At 45.9% G+C, this 15,379-nt stretch carries 19 protein-coding genes and 1 pseudogene; 12 read left to right on the top strand and 8 right to left on the bottom strand.

Annotated elements, in window-relative coordinates:
- The first annotated feature begins 28 nt into the window (after positions 1-28).
- The 4 genes from NC997_RS04505 to NC997_RS04490 all read left to right on the top strand — a co-directional run bounded on the left by NC997_RS04505 (position 29) and on the right by NC997_RS04490 (position 2,733).
- Positions 29-922: a pirin family protein gene (locus NC997_RS04505; RefSeq protein ID WP_190528310.1), complete on the top strand. Its 894-nt coding sequence runs from the start codon at positions 29-31 to the stop codon at positions 920-922.
- The gene (locus tag NC997_RS04500) at positions 912-1,325 is read left to right on the top strand and encodes a hypothetical protein (RefSeq protein WP_199299475.1); all 414 of its coding nucleotides are present in this window, start codon (positions 912-914) and stop codon (positions 1,323-1,325) included. The genes NC997_RS04505 and NC997_RS04500 overlap by 11 nt, the downstream gene beginning before the upstream one ends.
- 615 nt (positions 1,326-1,940) lie before the next feature.
- On the top strand, positions 1,941-2,345 hold the full coding sequence (locus tag NC997_RS04495) for a fasciclin domain-containing protein (RefSeq protein WP_190412512.1): 405 nt from the start codon (positions 1,941-1,943) through the stop codon (positions 2,343-2,345).
- Positions 2,346-2,475: 130 nt separating this feature from the next.
- Positions 2,476-2,733: a hypothetical protein gene (locus NC997_RS04490; protein ID WP_242031413.1), complete on the top strand. Its 258-nt coding sequence runs from the start codon at positions 2,476-2,478 to the stop codon at positions 2,731-2,733.
- A gap of 52 nt (positions 2,734-2,785) precedes the next feature.
- On the opposite strand, the pseudogene NC997_RS04485 reads toward NC997_RS04490, so the two are convergent.
- Positions 2,786-2,965, bottom strand: a pseudogene (locus tag NC997_RS04485) (HNH endonuclease signature motif containing protein); the annotation flags it as partial.
- Positions 2,962-3,348 (bottom strand): hypothetical protein, encoded by a 387-nt coding sequence (locus NC997_RS04480; RefSeq protein ID WP_190528308.1) that lies wholly within the window; start codon positions 3,346-3,348, stop codon positions 2,962-2,964. The pseudogene NC997_RS04485 and the gene NC997_RS04480, both read right to left, overlap by 4 nt.
- Before the next feature lie 33 nt (positions 3,349-3,381).
- Here NC997_RS04480 and NC997_RS04475 point away from each other — a divergent pair, with 33 nt between their 5' ends.
- Positions 3,382-3,537 carry a hypothetical protein gene (locus tag NC997_RS04475; protein ID WP_348257762.1) on the top strand — a complete coding sequence of 52 codons (156 nt, stop codon included), beginning with the start codon at positions 3,382-3,384 and terminating at the stop codon, positions 3,535-3,537.
- 68 nt (positions 3,538-3,605) lie between these two features.
- Here NC997_RS04475 and NC997_RS04470 read toward each other — a convergent pair whose 3' ends face one another.
- Positions 3,606-4,244 carry a VTT domain-containing protein gene (locus tag NC997_RS04470; protein ID WP_190528306.1) on the bottom strand — a complete coding sequence of 213 codons (639 nt, stop codon included), beginning with the start codon at positions 4,242-4,244 and terminating at the stop codon, positions 3,606-3,608.
- A gap of 24 nt (positions 4,245-4,268) precedes the next feature.
- Between NC997_RS04470 and NC997_RS04465 the strand changes: the two genes are divergently transcribed.
- Together NC997_RS04465 and NC997_RS04460 are read left to right on the top strand one after the other, a co-directional pair.
- Positions 4,269-4,394, top strand: coding sequence for a hypothetical protein (locus tag NC997_RS04465; protein ID WP_277881817.1), 126 nt, complete (start codon positions 4,269-4,271; stop codon positions 4,392-4,394).
- 86 nt (positions 4,395-4,480) lie between these two features.
- The gene (locus NC997_RS04460; protein WP_190412507.1) at positions 4,481-4,921 is read left to right on the top strand and encodes a hypothetical protein; all 441 of its coding nucleotides are present in this window, start codon (positions 4,481-4,483) and stop codon (positions 4,919-4,921) included.
- Positions 4,922-4,965: 44 nt separating this feature from the next.
- Here NC997_RS04460 and NC997_RS04455 read toward each other — a convergent pair whose 3' ends face one another.
- The gene (locus tag NC997_RS04455) at positions 4,966-5,088 is read right to left on the bottom strand and encodes a hypothetical protein (protein ID WP_277881816.1); all 123 of its coding nucleotides are present in this window, start codon (positions 5,086-5,088) and stop codon (positions 4,966-4,968) included.
- Between the two features lie 29 nt (positions 5,089-5,117).
- On the opposite strand from NC997_RS04455, the gene NC997_RS04450 reads away from it, so the two are divergent.
- The 3 genes from NC997_RS04450 (at position 5,118) to NC997_RS04440 (ending at position 6,480) form a co-directional block, all read left to right on the top strand.
- Positions 5,118-5,561, top strand: a complete 444-nt coding sequence (locus tag NC997_RS04450) for a hypothetical protein (RefSeq protein ID WP_190433060.1) — start codon at positions 5,118-5,120, stop codon at positions 5,559-5,561.
- Between the two features lie 164 nt (positions 5,562-5,725).
- Positions 5,726-6,190 (top strand): XisH family protein, encoded by a 465-nt coding sequence (locus NC997_RS04445; RefSeq protein WP_190450961.1) that lies wholly within the window; start codon positions 5,726-5,728, stop codon positions 6,188-6,190.
- Positions 6,157-6,480, top strand: coding sequence for a XisI protein (locus NC997_RS04440; protein WP_190528304.1), 324 nt, complete (start codon positions 6,157-6,159; stop codon positions 6,478-6,480). The genes NC997_RS04445 and NC997_RS04440 overlap by 34 nt, the downstream gene beginning before the upstream one ends.
- A 284-nt stretch (positions 6,481-6,764) precedes the next feature.
- Here NC997_RS04440 and NC997_RS04435 read toward each other — a convergent pair whose 3' ends face one another.
- On the bottom strand, positions 6,765-7,463 hold the full coding sequence (locus NC997_RS04435; RefSeq protein WP_190528301.1) for an MAE_28990/MAE_18760 family HEPN-like nuclease: 699 nt from the start codon (positions 7,461-7,463) through the stop codon (positions 6,765-6,767).
- The gene (locus NC997_RS04430) at positions 7,460-8,575 is read right to left on the bottom strand and encodes a DUF262 domain-containing protein (protein ID WP_190528299.1); all 1,116 of its coding nucleotides are present in this window, start codon (positions 8,573-8,575) and stop codon (positions 7,460-7,462) included. The genes NC997_RS04435 and NC997_RS04430 overlap by 4 nt, the downstream gene beginning before the upstream one ends.
- Positions 8,576-8,854: 279 nt before the next feature.
- Here NC997_RS04430 and NC997_RS04425 point away from each other — a divergent pair, with 279 nt between their 5' ends.
- The gene (locus NC997_RS04425) at positions 8,855-9,451 is read left to right on the top strand and encodes a Uma2 family endonuclease (protein WP_190528297.1); all 597 of its coding nucleotides are present in this window, start codon (positions 8,855-8,857) and stop codon (positions 9,449-9,451) included.
- 114 nt (positions 9,452-9,565) lie between these two features.
- On the opposite strand, the gene nudC is transcribed toward NC997_RS04425, so the two are convergent.
- Together nudC and leuA are read right to left on the bottom strand one after the other, a co-directional pair.
- Positions 9,566-10,384: an NAD(+) diphosphatase gene (gene nudC / locus NC997_RS04420; protein ID WP_190528295.1), complete on the bottom strand. Its 819-nt coding sequence runs from the start codon at positions 10,382-10,384 to the stop codon at positions 9,566-9,568.
- A gap of 339 nt (positions 10,385-10,723) precedes the next feature.
- Entirely contained in the window at positions 10,724-12,424 is a 1,701-nt protein-coding gene (gene leuA, locus NC997_RS04415; protein ID WP_190528293.1) for a 2-isopropylmalate synthase, read from the bottom strand.
- Between the two features lie 567 nt (positions 12,425-12,991).
- Between leuA and NC997_RS04410 the strand changes: the two genes are divergently transcribed.
- Positions 12,992-15,373, top strand: a complete 2,382-nt coding sequence (locus tag NC997_RS04410; RefSeq protein ID WP_242031412.1) for an MASE1 domain-containing protein — start codon at positions 12,992-12,994, stop codon at positions 15,371-15,373.
- The last annotated feature ends 6 nt before the right edge of the window (positions 15,374-15,379 follow it).

Raw genomic sequence — 15,379 nt, 5'->3', positions numbered from 1 at the left:
GATAACTAAGGCATCAAGGAGACAGTTGATGACGACTCAAATACGAACGATGCGAACGGTTGCAGGCATCATTAACAGTGTCGAAACGCTGGAAGGTGAAGGGATGCTTGTGCGCCGCCCATTCCCCAAAAGCACCTTTTCCCACTTCGACCCCTTCCTCCTCCTTGATGAATTAGGGCCGGTTGATATTGAGCCGGGTCAAGCAAAAGGAGCGCCGGATCATCCCCATCGGGGCTTTGAGACGGTTTCCTATGTCCTTGAGGGGCGCTTGGAACACAAAGATTCACAGGGTCATGCAGGACAGTTGGGTGCTGGTGATGTGCAGTGGATGACAGCAGGAGCCGGTGTTGTCCATTCAGAAATGCCAGAGCGGGAATTTGCTCGGACTGGCGGACGGCTTCACGGACTGCAACTTTGGGTAAATCTGCCTCGGCGGGACAAGATGATGAAACCTCGTTATCAGGAAATCTCGGCGGAGCAAATTCCCACTGCTCAGACTGATGATGGCTTGGTAACGGTAAAAGCGATCGCTGGAGAAGCGCTGGGAGCGAAAGCAGCCATCGCAACGCAGACTCCGATAATGTACCTGCACTTCACGCTCCAACCGGGCGGAACAGTGGTTCAGCCTGTGCCAAAAGAATACAATGCCTTTACATACGTGCTAGATGGAGAAGGTTTGTTTGGTGCAGACAAGGAACGCGCAGGAGATGGGCAGATGGTGTTGTTTGCACAAGATGGTGAGGAAGTAGCAATTTCAAATCCATCGGATGCGCGATCGCCATTGGACGTGTTGCTCATTGCAGGTGTACCGCTAAACGAGCCAGTTGTCCGCTACGGGCCATTCGTAATGAATACCCAAGCAGAAATTGTTCAAGCAATTGAAGATTATCGTAACGGGAGGATGGGTTCCATTGACTTCTAACACACTGCTACAACGAATACATCAACATCAATATCTGCGCGATCTGCGGAACAAATTGCTGCACCTCCACCGGATGTTGCTTGACACAGAACGCATCACTTACGAACAGGTGCGCGGACGGGTATCCAACACAGAACTCCTGAAACTCGTGATTGAGCACGAACAATTTGCGTGGCTGCATCGCCTTTCTGAGCTGGTTGTGCAAATTGATGAAATGCTCTCTAGCGATGAACCTGTATCGCTGGATGATATCCAAAATCTGATTACCAATGCCCGCACGCTGCTGACGCCGTCAGAGCTAGGCAATGAATTTGCCCGGAAATACTACAATGCTTTCCAACGCGAACCGGGCGTTGTGTTAGCACACGCAGCGGTATCAGAGCTTCTTGCATCTGATAAATAAGGACAAGTGAAGGAAAAGCACCGCAATTTACCTTGCGGTGCTTTTCTATGGGTACGGAAATCTTTGAGAGTCCTTTAGTGCAAGCAACGATCTAGGCTTCATCTGAGGGAAGTATGCGATCGCGCTTAGCAGCTTTCGGCATCTCTTCAGACAGGCGCTGGGCTTTGCCTAATCACACTTACTCTTACAGAACAGAAAATACAGAACCGAAAATCTGCTTTCGCTGAATCGCTGCTTCAGGTTTCCAGTGTTTTACATTTGCTAAATGCAGCCGAGCAAGTTAGTCTAGCAAGAGTAGAATAAAACTACATGAATTTATATTAAAAATATGAGAGACTGGTGCCTCGACTGCATTTGCAGTAATGTAGGCTCTCTCAGTAATTATTGTTACAAAAACGCTCAGTAATCTTCTTCAATAAAGTTGAAGTTTATCCTATAACTTTTGCATAAACTCAACTTAACCTAAATCAAATCTATGACTTTGTTAGTATAAACGATATCTAGTATTTGTGTGGCTCTCGACTCAACAAATTGGGGATATGCCTAAAGGTACAGACAATTTATTAAAATAAACTTTATAGTTGTTAACAAGAGACAAAAAACTAGGTAAAAAACTTGGCTAATATCGTTGATACCGCCGTTCAGGCTGGTTCATTTAACACCCTAGTTGCTGCCGTCAAAGCTGCTGGTTTGGTTGATACACTGCAAGGCGCTGGTCCCTTCACTGTGTTTGCGCCTACTGATGAAGCTTTCGCTAAACTTCCCGCAGGTACAGTAGATTCTTTGCTTCAAGATATTCCGAAGCTTAAGCAAATCCTGACCTATCATGTTGTTTCCGGCAAAGTGATGGCATCTGACGTAGTTAAGCTGAAGTCAGCTACTACCGTTCAGGGTTCAGATGTGAAAATTGATGCTTCCAATGGTGGCGTCAAAGTGAATGATGCAACAGTTGCAACAGCGGATGTTGCTGCTGATAATGGTGTCATCCACGTCATTGACACAGTATTGCTTCCTGCGTAAGTAACGCAAGAAATAGTGAATACTCTGTGTGGGGCAGCGATTATTTATAATCGCTGCCCCACTACTATTTAAATGTGTTTTCTCTATGGGAAATTTGTGAGTAAATTCTCAAGCGATTCTTAGGGTTAATATGCGATCGCGTTGCCCTGACTTGTCAATTCGCATAGCTTACTATAAGCTAGCCGTTCAGCTTTTCACCCATGACGATATAGGTAGTGTTAAGGAAATAAACTTAGACGAATCCATAGCTGCCGCGCCGTTACTTGTGCTTGACTATTTATTTCTAAACAAGCAATTGTTACTCTTGCAATGGGCGTTTTTCCCACAAGCGTTCCAGAATCGCTGTCTACTTGGAAATGGTCGTCCCATTGGTCTTGCCTTGGGTTAAACAGACGAACTTCCGTACCGGATTCAGGATCGATTCCACTGATGCGAGTTCCTTTCCGAAGATTGCAGGAGCGACAAGCGAGAGCTAAATTGAATTCAGCATCAGCGCCGCCTCGGTAAAGAGGGACAATATGTTCGACTTCAAACGGGAAGTTGAAAACTAGCTCTGGAGCATAACAATATTCACATCGATGAGCAGCGTGATCAGCGACTAGAGTATAGAAAGGGTTTATTGACTCAGTTGTTGCACCAAAGCTGCTGTTCGGGCTGTGGCTGCTTTTAATTCAGCTTCAACAAGTTTATCTAGCTCTGCTTGTTGTTCTGGAGGTAGCACCTGTCCGCGATCGCGTGCTGTTCGCCACAAACTCATCAACTCTGATAAACGCTGTTGCTCCCCAGCACTAAAAAACCAGTCAGGACGAAAACTCTGGATAAGCAGTAACGTACCCGATTCGCTACCTTCTAACTGAGCAGTTAACGCATCGAGCGCTTCACCTGCGGTTTTACCTGTTGATTGCTTATCACCTGCGTTCGCGTAGCGTGCGCCAAGCGCAATCGCTCGATAAAGCCTCTCGCCATTGGCATCAGATACTGGCAAGATAGCGACTGTAGTCATGTCTTTACCTGAGAGCCTTTTGTCCAATTATAGTTGGAGCAAGATTACCGCAACTGCCTAAACTCAAACTATAACGACAGGCGATCGCGCTTCTACGTGCAGCCAAAATTTAGCAAGGATGCGATCGCGTACAGCCCTTTGGGGATGAAAACAGCGAAGCGAGGCGTTAGCTTAGCGCTGAGTTGTTAGTTCGCTCTGTTTGTATGAGGTTGCGATCGCGTTTATCGGATCGCTGCCATGCAGCACCTAGCCGATCGTCATTGCTTCGACTGGCGTTGGACAACAGCGGTGACGATGCCGATGCCGAATGCTCCGAGGATCGCAAACCCTAAGAGTAACCGACTGCCTTCAAAGATTCCAGCGCCAGCAGCGACCCAAAGCGGTTTGGCAATCAGAATGCTGACGATAAGGGCTAAGAAATAGCTTTGCCAACGCATTGTAGTCATTCCGGCAGCATAAGCGACAAAATCAAACAGTCCGGTCATCAAAAGACCCGTCATCAGGAAAAAGTTGCCTTCTAAATGTTGTTGAGCGAGGCGATCGACTTTTTCCATAAATTGCTGACCGACAAATCGCTCTACTAAACCTCGTCCGTAACGACGAGCAATATAGAAATTGAACGTACAGGAGGCTAAATCTGCCAACGCAACGACTAGCAATCCTTGAGCGAACCCAAACAGACCTCCTGCTAAAATCGCGTAAGCAGTACCTGGAAGCACTGGCACGATGATACTGGTAAAGCGCAGCCCAAACACGATCGCGGGTGCCCAGATGCCAAACCGATCCACCTGTTCTCGAACTTGCTCAATCCCATATTTGTTGAGCAGCCAGATTGCTAAAGTAATGAGAACTCCAATCGCAAACCAGCGCAGAATTTTTATCCAGTTGTATTTCATGCGGCTCAACTACTCGAAACCTATTTGGTATGGTTGCATGAAATTGATGGCACCGTGATGGAGCGATCGCGTTGCGCTGACAAGTCAGTTCGCGCAAGTTTATTTGAGGTTACGATCGCAAGTGCGGGTGATGAATGCGATCGCTGTTGAAGGGAACTGAGAAGTCATGCTGAGTGTCATACAGGTTAAAGCATGGCACGCTCCAATCTTTTTTCTTTTATTAATAGAAACCGATCATGAAGACTCTGCTACTCGCCAGTGTATTCGCTTCTATTTTGGCGTCTAATCCCTTGAATGTGTCCTCAACGAACACGCCTTCTCAAGCAGACTGGTTTCGTTTCATTGCTCAACCACGTACGTCAGGGCAAGCGTTAGAACGTCCTTTGGTGAGTGCAAAAGGTGGCGCGGGAAGTATTGTAATTCGTGCAGACCTATCTGCATCAGATCCTTGCCAGAAGCTCAGCGGTGCGGCGGAACGCAAAGGAAAGAAAGTAACAGTGCGCGTTACCATCCGTCAACCTGAGGGTGGATGTATCGCCACAATCGGCAATTTTCGCTATGAAGCTACTCTTAACAAGCTTACCCCTGGCAAGTACCAGGTTGAAGTAATCCACGATTATGTGAATAATGGTTGGCCAAGTGGAACAGTATTCAAGCGTAAGGTGAGCGTAAGATAAGACAGTAAATCTTCCACCAAGAGCGATCGCGTTGCGCTGACAAGTCAGTTCGCGCAAGTTTGTTTGAGGTTGCGATCGCAAGTGCGGGTGATGAATGCGATCGCTGTTGAAGGGAACTGAGAAGTGATGCTGAGTGTCATAAAGGTTAAAGCATCGCACGCTCCCATCTTTTTCCTTTTATTAATAGCAACCGACCATGAAGACTCTGCTACTCGCCAGTGTATTCGCTTCTTTTTTGGCGTCCAATCCCTTAAATGTGTCCTCAACGAACACCCCTTCTCAAGCTGACTGGTTTCGTTTCATCGTTCAGCCGGGTACGCCTGGACAAGTGTTAGAACGTCCTTTGGTGAGTGCAAAAGGTGGTGCGGGAAATATTACGGTTCGTACAGACTTATCTGCCTCAACTCCTTGCCAGAAGCTCAGCGGTGCGGCGGAACGCAAAGGCAAGAAAGTAACAGTGCGCGTTACCATCCGTCCACGTGAGACTGGTGGATGTATCCTCATGGTCGGCAATTTCCGCTATGAAGCTAATCTTAACAAGCTTACCCCTGGCAAGTACCAGGTTGAAGTAATCCACGAATACCCGAATAGTGGTTGGTTAAGTGAGACGGTATTCAAGCGTCAGGTGAGCGTAAGATAAGACAGGAAATCTTCCACGAAGAGCGATCGCTTGCATTTGTTTGAGGATGCGATCGCGCTTCTACGTGCAGTCAAAATTTAGAAAGAATGCGATCGCGTTGCGCTGACAAGTCAGTTCGCGTAGCGTACCATAAGCTAGTCATGCGGCTTGTGACCGATTAAGTCATGCCTCAACGAGATGCGATCCATAACATCATCAGGCAAGCTCTCATCAAAGAGGGTTGGGAAATCACGGACGATCCCTATGTCATATCCTATGGTGAGCGATTTCTGTTTATCGACTTAGCAGCAAGATTAGATGCCGTCAGCGGTATTGCAGGGCGATTCATTGGTGCCAGACGCGGCAGCAGTCGAATCGCTGTTGAAATTAAGGAGTTTCGAGGCAATTCGGCAATTGCTGATTTGGAGCAAGCGATTGGTCAATATGTTCTTTATCGACTTCTACTTGAACAGGTCGATCCAGATCGTGAATTGTATCTCGCTATTGCAGACACAACCTTCGACGGGATTTTCAGCGAACCGATTGGTGAGTTGGTGAGGCGTGAGTTACCGATGAAATTGCTTATTGTAGATGTAGCGGCGCAAGAGGTGAAGCAATGGATACCACCACTCAAGAACGGGACATTGTAAAGCAAGTAATTCAACGATACGCCCAGTTCAAGCCTTCTCACGGTGATATTCGTCTCGACACGGTATTTGACGACACGCAAAACCGCTATGCACTGATGCAAGTGGGTTGGGATAGAGGACGAAGAGTTAGGGGAAATTTGATTTATGTGACTCTGCGTGAGGGTAAGGTTTGGGTGGAGTATGACGGGATGGAACAGGGAATCACCAAAGACTTAATCGCCGCAGGCATTCCAAGAGAGCGAATTGTTCTAGCATTTCTCTCTGAAGAGCAAACCGCTGCAACTGCTTAAACTTAGACTAGATAATAGGCGATCGCTCTTTTACGTGCAGCCAAAATTTAGCAAGGATGCGATCGCTCTTTTACGTGCAGCCAAAATTTAGCAAGGATGCGATCGCGTTGCACTGACTCGTCAGTTCGCATAAAATTACAAACTTTTCCAGCAGAGTATGAGTTCGTAGCTCCTGATGAACCAGTGGTTTTTGATCTTATAGGGCGATTAATTAGAAATGCTGTTCCTGTGAAACTGGGTCAAGTTATTGCTCAAAGTATCTTAAATCATCTAGAGCCGTTTACCTAAGGAGTACCACCGGGGAATGAATTTAAGTATTCTTGATTAGATAAATATTGCTCAATATTTTGCAGTATCTGTTTTAGATACCTGACAACCTTCTTCTGGATTTCTAAAAGCTCATCTGCGGTTTTATCTCGTCCTACCTCTGCAAAAGACTTAATGCCGTGTGCTAGATCATTCCTGTTTGACTTAATAGTTAATAAATCACTTCCATCTGCTGTTTTAGCATAGTCAGTCAGGTGTGAAAATCCGTATTCAGTCGCTGTTTCTCTTATTTTCTTCCCATCAATATTGCCTGAAAAGATATCTTGTTTATCAAATCCGGCAGTAATAATATCAAGCGCAATATCGCTTATGCTTGAAAAAATTTTTCCGGGATCTCGCTTCTTTAGGTTTTTGAGGACAATTTTCTTAAGCTCAGGCCTAATTTGATCGTAGGAAACCTCTTTACCTCGAAGTTCATCAAATATTGCTTCAATCGCGTTTCGCATTGTTGCCTCCACTAAGTTATAGAGCAACAGAAAACCACTTGCTTTTAAAGTTTTTATTAACTCAGGGTCAATTTCTCGTATTTTTAAGCTTCCTCCCTTACTTTCCATACTTAATTTAGTAGTTTTTTGCTCCAAGCTCTTCAAAAAAATAAAATATTTGCTCACCTCTCTAGAGCGTTCATTGAAGTCCTGAAATAATGCGCTAGTCATAATTTACTGAGAAGTTGATCGCGCACGAATTCAATACGCCGAATTACTTTAAGTCTGGAGTTGCTTACATCCAAGGTCGTGTATTCTTTGAATTCTCGCGAATCAAGCCACTCTATTGAGGTTGGCATAAGATCGCTCTTTTCCCTTAAGGCAAGTGCAACACCTACAGAAATTGCCTCAAACCGAATTCGAGGAGTGATAGTTCGTTTTATCCCTTTCTGAAATCCATAGGGAAAGTATTTTTCTACAAAATCAAGCATCATCTGAAATTCGATACGCATTCCTTCACGATCAAGCGATTCATTATTATTTTCTTTTAGGTAATTAGTAAGGAATTGAGTTACCTGCCGCTCAAAGTTTTTATAGTTATTTAAATAAGCGAAAAACCGCAGTACGAACTCTTCAGGTTCACGTCTACGAATAAGAGCCTCTGAAAATGAACACAACTTATGAAATTTCGGACTCTTAGATAGCTCATCAATTAAATCAATAAGTGGTCCGCGTAATATATTAACGCGCACCTCCATATCATTGAAAGTTACGCTACCAAGGTTAACTCGTTCCCAAATATCTTTATTAAGTCTTTCATAGATATCTCGCCTTACTTCCTCATTGGACCTGATCGTGATTTCGACTAATCTTATTGATTCACGTTTAAAGCGCCTTTGTCTAGGTAAGGGCAAATCAGCGAATGTAAAACCATTGAGCTTTTCTAACTTCTCTAATCCTGCCAGCCTCAGCTCATTGTTTAGGAACCTTGCTAGAGTACGAATACGTTGTGTACCGTCTATGATTTCAAAACGCACCTTATTTTTATCTTCAGCAACTTCAGCCACGAGAATGTAAGGCGTTGGTAATCCTAGAAGCACAGATTCAATGAATTTTGATTGCCTTACATCATCCCAAACCAATTCTCGTTGGTAATCTGGTATGAACAATTCGTTAGCGTCATCGTCTCTTCCGTCTAGGTACTTCTGAACAAGCAATTCGATTGGGTACTCTTTCGTATTGTAGTCAAAAGGCTTTCGCTGTTCCCGAATTTCTGCTTCCGCCGCTTCTTTTTGCTTATCGGTGATTTCTGGTTTCGGTGGTAGATTTTGGGCTTGTGCCATCTTTCCCTCCAGTTTAGATGGAGTAAGTGTATTGGAGTAAGAAAGGCTTAGAGCTTGCTTCTAGCACCTATAATTTTAGCGCTTTGTGAGTAAATTCTATCAGAGCCTAGCCAGAATAACTAAGCTAGCGCGATCGCACACTCTGGATGTAGAGGATTAACAGTGCGATCGCTCAAGATTGAAACTGGGACAATAACCAAACATTCAGTTTGTCATAATTTATTTACCGACTTAGCCAGAAGGCTTATCCCAATAGTGTAATTTTCAAACTTAGAAACAATGATTATGCAAGCTGAAGATAAAAAAATTTACACACCTGAAGAATATCTTGATTTTGAGGTTAACTCAGAAGAACGGCATGAATATATCAATGGTGAAATTGCCCTGATGACTGGCGGAACCCCTAATCACAATCAAATTGCGCTTAACCTAAGTGGCGCGCTCAATTTTGCACTCAAGCGTCAACCTTATCGAGTATTCGTCACCGATCAGCGTCTCTGGATTCCTAGAAAACGTATCTATACTTATCCAGATGTCATGGTAGTTCAGGGTGAATTGCAATTACAAGAAGGACGGCGAGACACCATTACTAACCCTTTGATGATTGCTGAAGTGTTGTCAGCATCTACTAGAAGTTATGACAAAGACGCAAAATTTACCGCTTATCGTACTATTCCCAGTTTTCAAGAATATATCTTAATTGACCAATACACGATGCACATTGAGCAATACTTCAAAACAGAGCAAAAACGCTGGACATTTACTGAGTATGACGATGCCAATGAAATAGTATCTCTAAATTCCCTTTCTTTTCAAATAACGCTTGCAGATATATATGACAAAATTGAGTTTGAGTCAGTAGAAGTAAGCACCTGAAGATATTATTGTTGAACTTATTTCAATGTCTTGATTTTTGCCAATAGCGATCGCACGCTCTGGATGTAGAGAATGAACAGTGCGATCGCTTCTTTTATTACAGACTCGAATCGCTTAATCCGTAGAAACAAACCAGTCGAGAAGTGTTCGGGCGATGCTCAGTTTAGGAGGAATCAACGGTAGGTTGTCTTTACTAAACCAAGCAGCATCCTCCAATTCTTGTGGGTTAATGATAATATCACCACTCGCATAGATAGCTGTGAATCCAATCATCAGTGAGTTCGGAAAAGGCCAAGGTTGCGAACCAAAATAGCGAATATCCTTAACTTCAATCCCAACTTCCTCTCGGACTTCGCGCACGATTGTTTCTTCGAGTGATTCTCCCGGTTCGACAAATCCAGCAATCAAACCGTACATTCCTGCGGGAAACCGAGAAGCGCGAGCCAATAATATGTCCTCACCACGAGAAATAAGTACAATCACCGCAGGCGAGAGGCGAGGATAATTGACTAACCCACACTTAGGACAACGCTTGGCACGTTCGTTGGGTAATTGGGTTGTGGGAGCCGCACACTGTCCGCAATACTGATGGGTGCGATCCCATTCCATAATCTGAATCGCACGACTGCTGAGCGCATACAAGTCTTCGTCTAAGGTGCCGTACAATTCGCGCAGTCCTTGCAAAGTCATGCCATCGGCTATCACGGCATCTTTCCCTAGTTCCGCCGAGTAACAAGGTCTATCGTCCAGGGTGCCAAGAAATTGCGATCGCACGGGCACCAAGCCAATCTCTGCCAAACTGATGAGGGTGGGAATTGTGCTGAGTGTCCCTTCCCGTCGAACCAACAGCTGATTCCCGACAAAGGTGAACCACCACGCAGGTTCAGATTGTACTGGAGGTGGAGCAATGCTAGGGATGAAAGTTCGATACATATCCGAGTAGAGTGCGATCGCGTAGCCTGCCGGAGGCAGTCGCCTTCATCGTATCATTGCGATCGCATACAGCATCATACAAAAAGCCGCCCGATCGGGGCGGGACTTTATACCCAGTTTTCGATAATACGATGTGTAATTCGTAGCCGTGCGGGGCAAGTTTTAGCCAAAAAACGCTAAAAAGCCCAAGGGCGTCTTTCCGTGTTTCGACTCCAAGGGCTTTTCGCTATAACTTTCACTCCTCACACTTACATCATGTTGCTAAAGACATAATTTTGCTATACACCTTCTGACATATATTGAAGTGGATCGGCGATCGCTCTTACTCAAAAATCAGGCTTAAACCGACTCAAAGCTTTGTAATACCTGGATTTGAGTTTCTGAATCAAATTTCTGCCAAGCACGGTTAACCGCACCCAGAACAGCGAGTAACGATGCCGTGACAATATTGGAGTGGATGCCAACGCCGTAGAAAGAACCAGGGAAGCGATCGCCAGCAACCTCAACATAAGCGATCGCAGACGCATTGCTACCCTGGCTGAGTGAGTGTTCGTCGTAACGATCGATGCGAATGCCAAGATTTAGCGCCTTTAGGAATGCATCAATAGGGCCGTTGCCTTTTCCAGCAAGCGAAATACGATTCCCCTTCATCTCTAGCGATACTGCGATCGCTTGTTCATCGCTGTCTGTTTCCGACAAGTGGTGAGAGAGGTACTTAAACGGCGATACTGCCTGCAAATATTCTTGCTCGAATAGTTGCCACAGATCCGTTGCAGACATTTCCTGCCCGGAAGCATCCATTGCCCTTTGCACCACTTGGCTAAACTCGATTTGCAACCTGCGGGGCAATACCAGGCTGTAATCCCGTTCTAGCAAGAAAGTAATGCCACCCTTACCCGATTGGCTATTCACCCGAATCACAGATTCGTAGCTGCGTCCCACATCGGTTGGATCGAGTGGCAGATACGGAACTTCCCAGATTCCATCCGATTCCTGTACCGCCAAGCCTTTCTTGATCGCATCTTGGTGAGAACCAGAAAAGGCAGTAAATACCAAATCCCCAACATACGGATGGCGGGGATGAATTGGCAATTGCGTGCAATCCTCCACCGTTCTCGCCACCATGTTGATATCAGAAAAATCCAAACCGGGATGGATGCCTTGGGTGTAGAGGTTCAGCGCCAGCGTCACTAGATCCACATTTCCAGTGCGTTCGCCATTGCCAAATAGACAGCCTTCAACTCGATCCGCACCTGCCATCTGCGCCAGTTCTGCTGCTGCAACCCCACAACCGCGATCGTTGTGGGGATGGACGCACAAAATTACGCTATCCCGTCGCGCCAAGTTACGATGCATCCACTCAACTTGATCTGCGAATATATTAGGCGTTGCAACTTCAACGGTTGCAGGCAAATTGATAATTGCCATGTGCTGCGGTGTGGGTTGCCAAACATCCAGAACGGCATCGCAAATATCTTTAGCAAAATCCAGTTCAGTCGCCGTAAAGGTTTCCGGCGAGTATTGGAAATACCAATCAGTCTCCGGTTGCGCTGCGGCAAGTTCGTTCATCAGTTGCGCTGCGGATGTTGCCATCTCGATAGTGCCCGCGCGATCGAGATTAAAGACAGTGCGGCGGAAGACTGGAGAGGTGGCGTTGTAAAGATGCACGATCGCTCGTTTTGCACCTTGCAATGCTTCAAAGCTACGACGAATTAGATGTTCGCGGGCAGGGGTTAAAACCTGGATTGTGACGTTATCGGGTATTAATTGCTGCTCGATCAGGCGGCGGACGAAATCAAAGTCAGTTTGTGAAGCGGAGGGAAATGCAACTTCGATTTCTTGAAACCCAATCTCGACTAAAAGCTTGAACAGACGTAACTTGCGTTCAACGTGCATCGGCTCGATTAGTGCCTGATTGCCATCGCGCAAATCGGTACTGAGCCAGATGGGAGGATTGGTAATGGTTTTCGAGGGCCAGGTGCGGTCGGGTAAGTTAATTGGGGCAAATGAACGATATTTGGTTCCGGGATGCTTCAACACGATCGATGTTTCCTATATTTTTGGGGTTTGTGAGATGCTGTGGCGATCGCAATCGAGTTAAACAAGGAGTTGCCAGGTTGCGACGCAGACCCATCCTGACAACCCATCAACAGTCGCAGTAACATCTCAAGTGCTGTATGAAGTCGCATAAAAATCTCCAAAAAATTGGTGAATGAATGGCAATGCCGCACTTGCCCGCGTAGGCAAGGAGGTTGAGGCTTGAAAGGGAAAAACTTGGTTTAAGTGGTAAAAAATTAGTTGCGCCCAAGGCGCAGCAGCAGCCCTAGCCCTAGTAGTCGGCTAGTGGAGTGGTGTAGAGATTGCTGCTGTGGAAGCATGAGATTGAGACAATAAACTATGGATATACTAGCCCTAGACCTTGCAGGGGTCAATATTCAGATGGACATACTTTGTCACCATAACGCCAGTTAATTTGCGATCGCACGGGCACCAACTCAATCTCACCCGCTGTTAACTTCAAATTCAATTTGGGCACTATAAGGGTAGCAGCCTTCCTAGAAGTTTGCTGCTCTTATGGTCTGTGCGCGGAGACAGGAAATGCAGCCGATGTCGATAACGCAGAAATTCCCAGTTAAACTCGATCGCACTTTTTTGACAGCAGCGCTGGTAATTCCGATTGTTCACCTCTATTTAGGATACGTAGGATTATCCACGACCTTTGTAAATGGTGCCTCCGTATTTTGGCCTTCACTCGGTGTCTTTTTGGCAGCGATGCTGCTACTAGGCTATCGCGTCTGGCCTATTTTATTTGTGAGTGATTTCATTGTTAGTCATATTCTTTTTTTCCCAAACAATCTTTTAATCAGTCTGATTATTCCCGCTGTCAACCTGCTCACTCCATTCAGCGGGACTTTTTTAATTAATCGTTATATCAAACGCCACAATTTTTTAGAGCGATCGCAAGATGTTTTTAAATTTATCATCCTGACTATCCCCACCCCCCTGATTAGTTCCCTCTTGGCTGCCGTCACGCTTTGCACCAGTGGGATTGCGCCCTGGACAGCATTTGCAGAAGTGTGTCGAACCTGGTTGGCATCAGACACCACGGGAATTTTGGTCGTTACACCCCTATTGCTGGCATGGTGGCAAAAATCTGAATTTAAAAAATTCGACAAGCAACAAATTCTCGAATTTGTATTTGTATTGGTCTGGGTAATCGCGCTCGATCATATTGCCTTTTCGGGAGGATACCCAATCGAATACATGGTAATTCCCCCCCTGATTTGGGCGGCATTTCGGTTTGAAGCGCGGGTATCAACGCTACTCGTGCTAATTGTGTCAGCGATCGCAGTTTTTGGAACCGTTCGCGGCTTCGGCTCGTTCGCCAAGCAAGCCACTCCCAACGAATCGCTGATCCTGCTGCAATCGTTTATTTGTGTCATTGCTATCACCACATTTGTCATCTCTGCGGTGACGAATGAAAACCGTAAGGCAGAAAGAAAACTTCGGCAAGCGAATGATCAATTAGAGCAACGAGTTGAAGAACGGACGACTGAACTCAATGAGGCGAAAAATTCTGCCGAAGTTGCCAACCAAGCGAAAAGTGAATTTCTTGCCAACATGAGCCACGAACTACGCACTCCCCTTAACGGTGTTCTGGGGTATGCTCAAGTTCTTTCTGCTGCCCCCAATCTTACCGAACAGCAACAACACGGCATCGACATTATCTATAATTGCGGCTCTCATTTGCTAACGCTGATCGAAGACGTACTCGATCTCTCTAAAATCGAAGCGCGTAAGATGGAACTGCATTTGAGCGATTTACATCTACCTGGCTTCCTGCAAGGAGTCGAGGAAATTTGCCGCATTCGCGCCGAGCAAAAAGGCATTCAGTTCATTTATCAGCCACCCGATAATTTGCCCATAGCGATCGCAACTGACGAGAAACGCTTGCGGCAAGTGTTGCTGAACCTCTTGGGCAATGCGATTAAATTCACCGATGCCGGTAGCGTGACATTCCGAGTGGAGGTGACTGAAAATCGGCAGCAACCAGCGTTCGCGAAGCTTCGCTTTGCGGTTGAAGACACGGGTATTGGGATGTTACCCGAACAACTAGAGCAAATTTTCCTCCCCTTTGAGCAGGTTGGCGATACCAAGCGACAAGCGGAGGGGACTGGATTGGGACTTGCGATCGCCAAAAAAATTGTCGAGATGATGGGAGGAGACATCCACGTTAAGAGCTTACCGAAGGTCGGTAGTACCTTTGAGTTTGAGATCGAGTGTGCTTTCTCGACGAACTCAATAGTAAGCAACATTTCCAGGGGGCGAATTTCTGGTTATTCGGGCGATCGCAAAAGCATTTTGATTGTGGACGATCGATGGGAAAATCGCTCGGTCATGGTTAACTTGCTGCAACCGTTGGGATTCACCGTCATTGAAGCCAGCAACGGACGGGAGGGGTTGGAAAAGGCGCATCAAGTTCAACCAGATTTAATCATTACTGACCTGATCATGCCTACCCTGAATGGTTGGGATTTGCTCGCGCTGCTGCGCCAGTCAGAAACGTTAAAAGATTTGCCAGTCCTTGTGTCATCGGCAAGCGTGTATGATGCCGATCGCCGTAAAAGCCTTGCCGCAGGCGGCAACGATTTTCTGGCTAAACCCGTGCAAGTCGAGGAACTATATCGCCTCTTGGCAAAACATCTGCACCTGGACTGGATTTATGCCGAGGCAAAACCTGTTGAACGTGCGATCGCAACGCCCTTCGCAAACGCAACCCCAACCGAACTCGCTGTGCCACCCCTATCTGAACTGTCGAGCCTACTGGAATATGCCAAGCGAGGACAAATCAAAGGCATCCAACAAGAACTGGAAAGACTTGCCCAACTAGATGAAAGTTATCAGCCGTTTGCCAACAAATTAAGTTTGTTAGTGAAAGAATTTAATATTCACAAAATTCGCAAATTCCTTCTAGAAACTGTAGGTTAATTGCCC

It is taken from the genome of Trichocoleus sp. DQ-A2 (genome assembly GCF_039961915.1).
Classification (GTDB): domain Bacteria; phylum Cyanobacteriota; class Cyanobacteriia; order Cyanobacteriales; family FACHB-T130; genus FACHB-T130.
The sequence above is the reverse complement of the archived record's forward strand: the minus strand, read 5'-3'. Positions and strand labels throughout refer to the sequence as shown.

Excerpts from the sequence above, each read along its gene's own strand:
- NC997_RS04505 (WP_190528310.1), top strand. The coding sequence starts at position 29 with ATGACGACTCAAATACGAACGATGCGAACGGTTGCAGGCATCATTAAC.
- NC997_RS04490 (WP_242031413.1), top strand. The coding sequence starts at position 2,476 with ATGCGATCGCGTTGCCCTGACTTGTCAATTCGCATAGCTTACTATAAG.
- NC997_RS04480 (WP_190528308.1), bottom strand. The coding sequence starts at position 3,348 with ATGACTACAGTCGCTATCTTGCCAGTATCTGATGCCAATGGCGAGAGG.
- NC997_RS04470 (WP_190528306.1), bottom strand. The coding sequence starts at position 4,244 with ATGAAATACAACTGGATAAAAATTCTGCGCTGGTTTGCGATTGGAGTT.
- NC997_RS04460 (WP_190412507.1), top strand. The coding sequence starts at position 4,481 with ATGAAGACTCTGCTACTCGCCAGTGTATTCGCTTCTATTTTGGCGTCT.
- NC997_RS04455 (WP_277881816.1), bottom strand. The coding sequence starts at position 5,088 with ATGGGAGCGTGCGATGCTTTAACCTTTATGACACTCAGCATCACTTCT.
- NC997_RS04450 (WP_190433060.1), top strand. The coding sequence starts at position 5,118 with ATGAAGACTCTGCTACTCGCCAGTGTATTCGCTTCTTTTTTGGCGTCC.
- NC997_RS04445 (WP_190450961.1), top strand. The coding sequence starts at position 5,726 with ATGCCTCAACGAGATGCGATCCATAACATCATCAGGCAAGCTCTCATC.
- NC997_RS04440 (WP_190528304.1), top strand. The coding sequence starts at position 6,157 with ATGGATACCACCACTCAAGAACGGGACATTGTAAAGCAAGTAATTCAA.
- NC997_RS04435 (WP_190528301.1), bottom strand. The coding sequence starts at position 7,463 with ATGACTAGCGCATTATTTCAGGACTTCAATGAACGCTCTAGAGAGGTG.
- NC997_RS04430 (WP_190528299.1), bottom strand. The coding sequence starts at position 8,575 with ATGGCACAAGCCCAAAATCTACCACCGAAACCAGAAATCACCGATAAG.
- NC997_RS04425 (WP_190528297.1), top strand. The coding sequence starts at position 8,855 with ATGATTATGCAAGCTGAAGATAAAAAAATTTACACACCTGAAGAATAT.
- nudC (WP_190528295.1), bottom strand. The coding sequence starts at position 10,384 with ATGTATCGAACTTTCATCCCTAGCATTGCTCCACCTCCAGTACAATCT.
- NC997_RS04410 (WP_242031412.1), top strand. The coding sequence starts at position 12,992 with ATGTCGATAACGCAGAAATTCCCAGTTAAACTCGATCGCACTTTTTTG.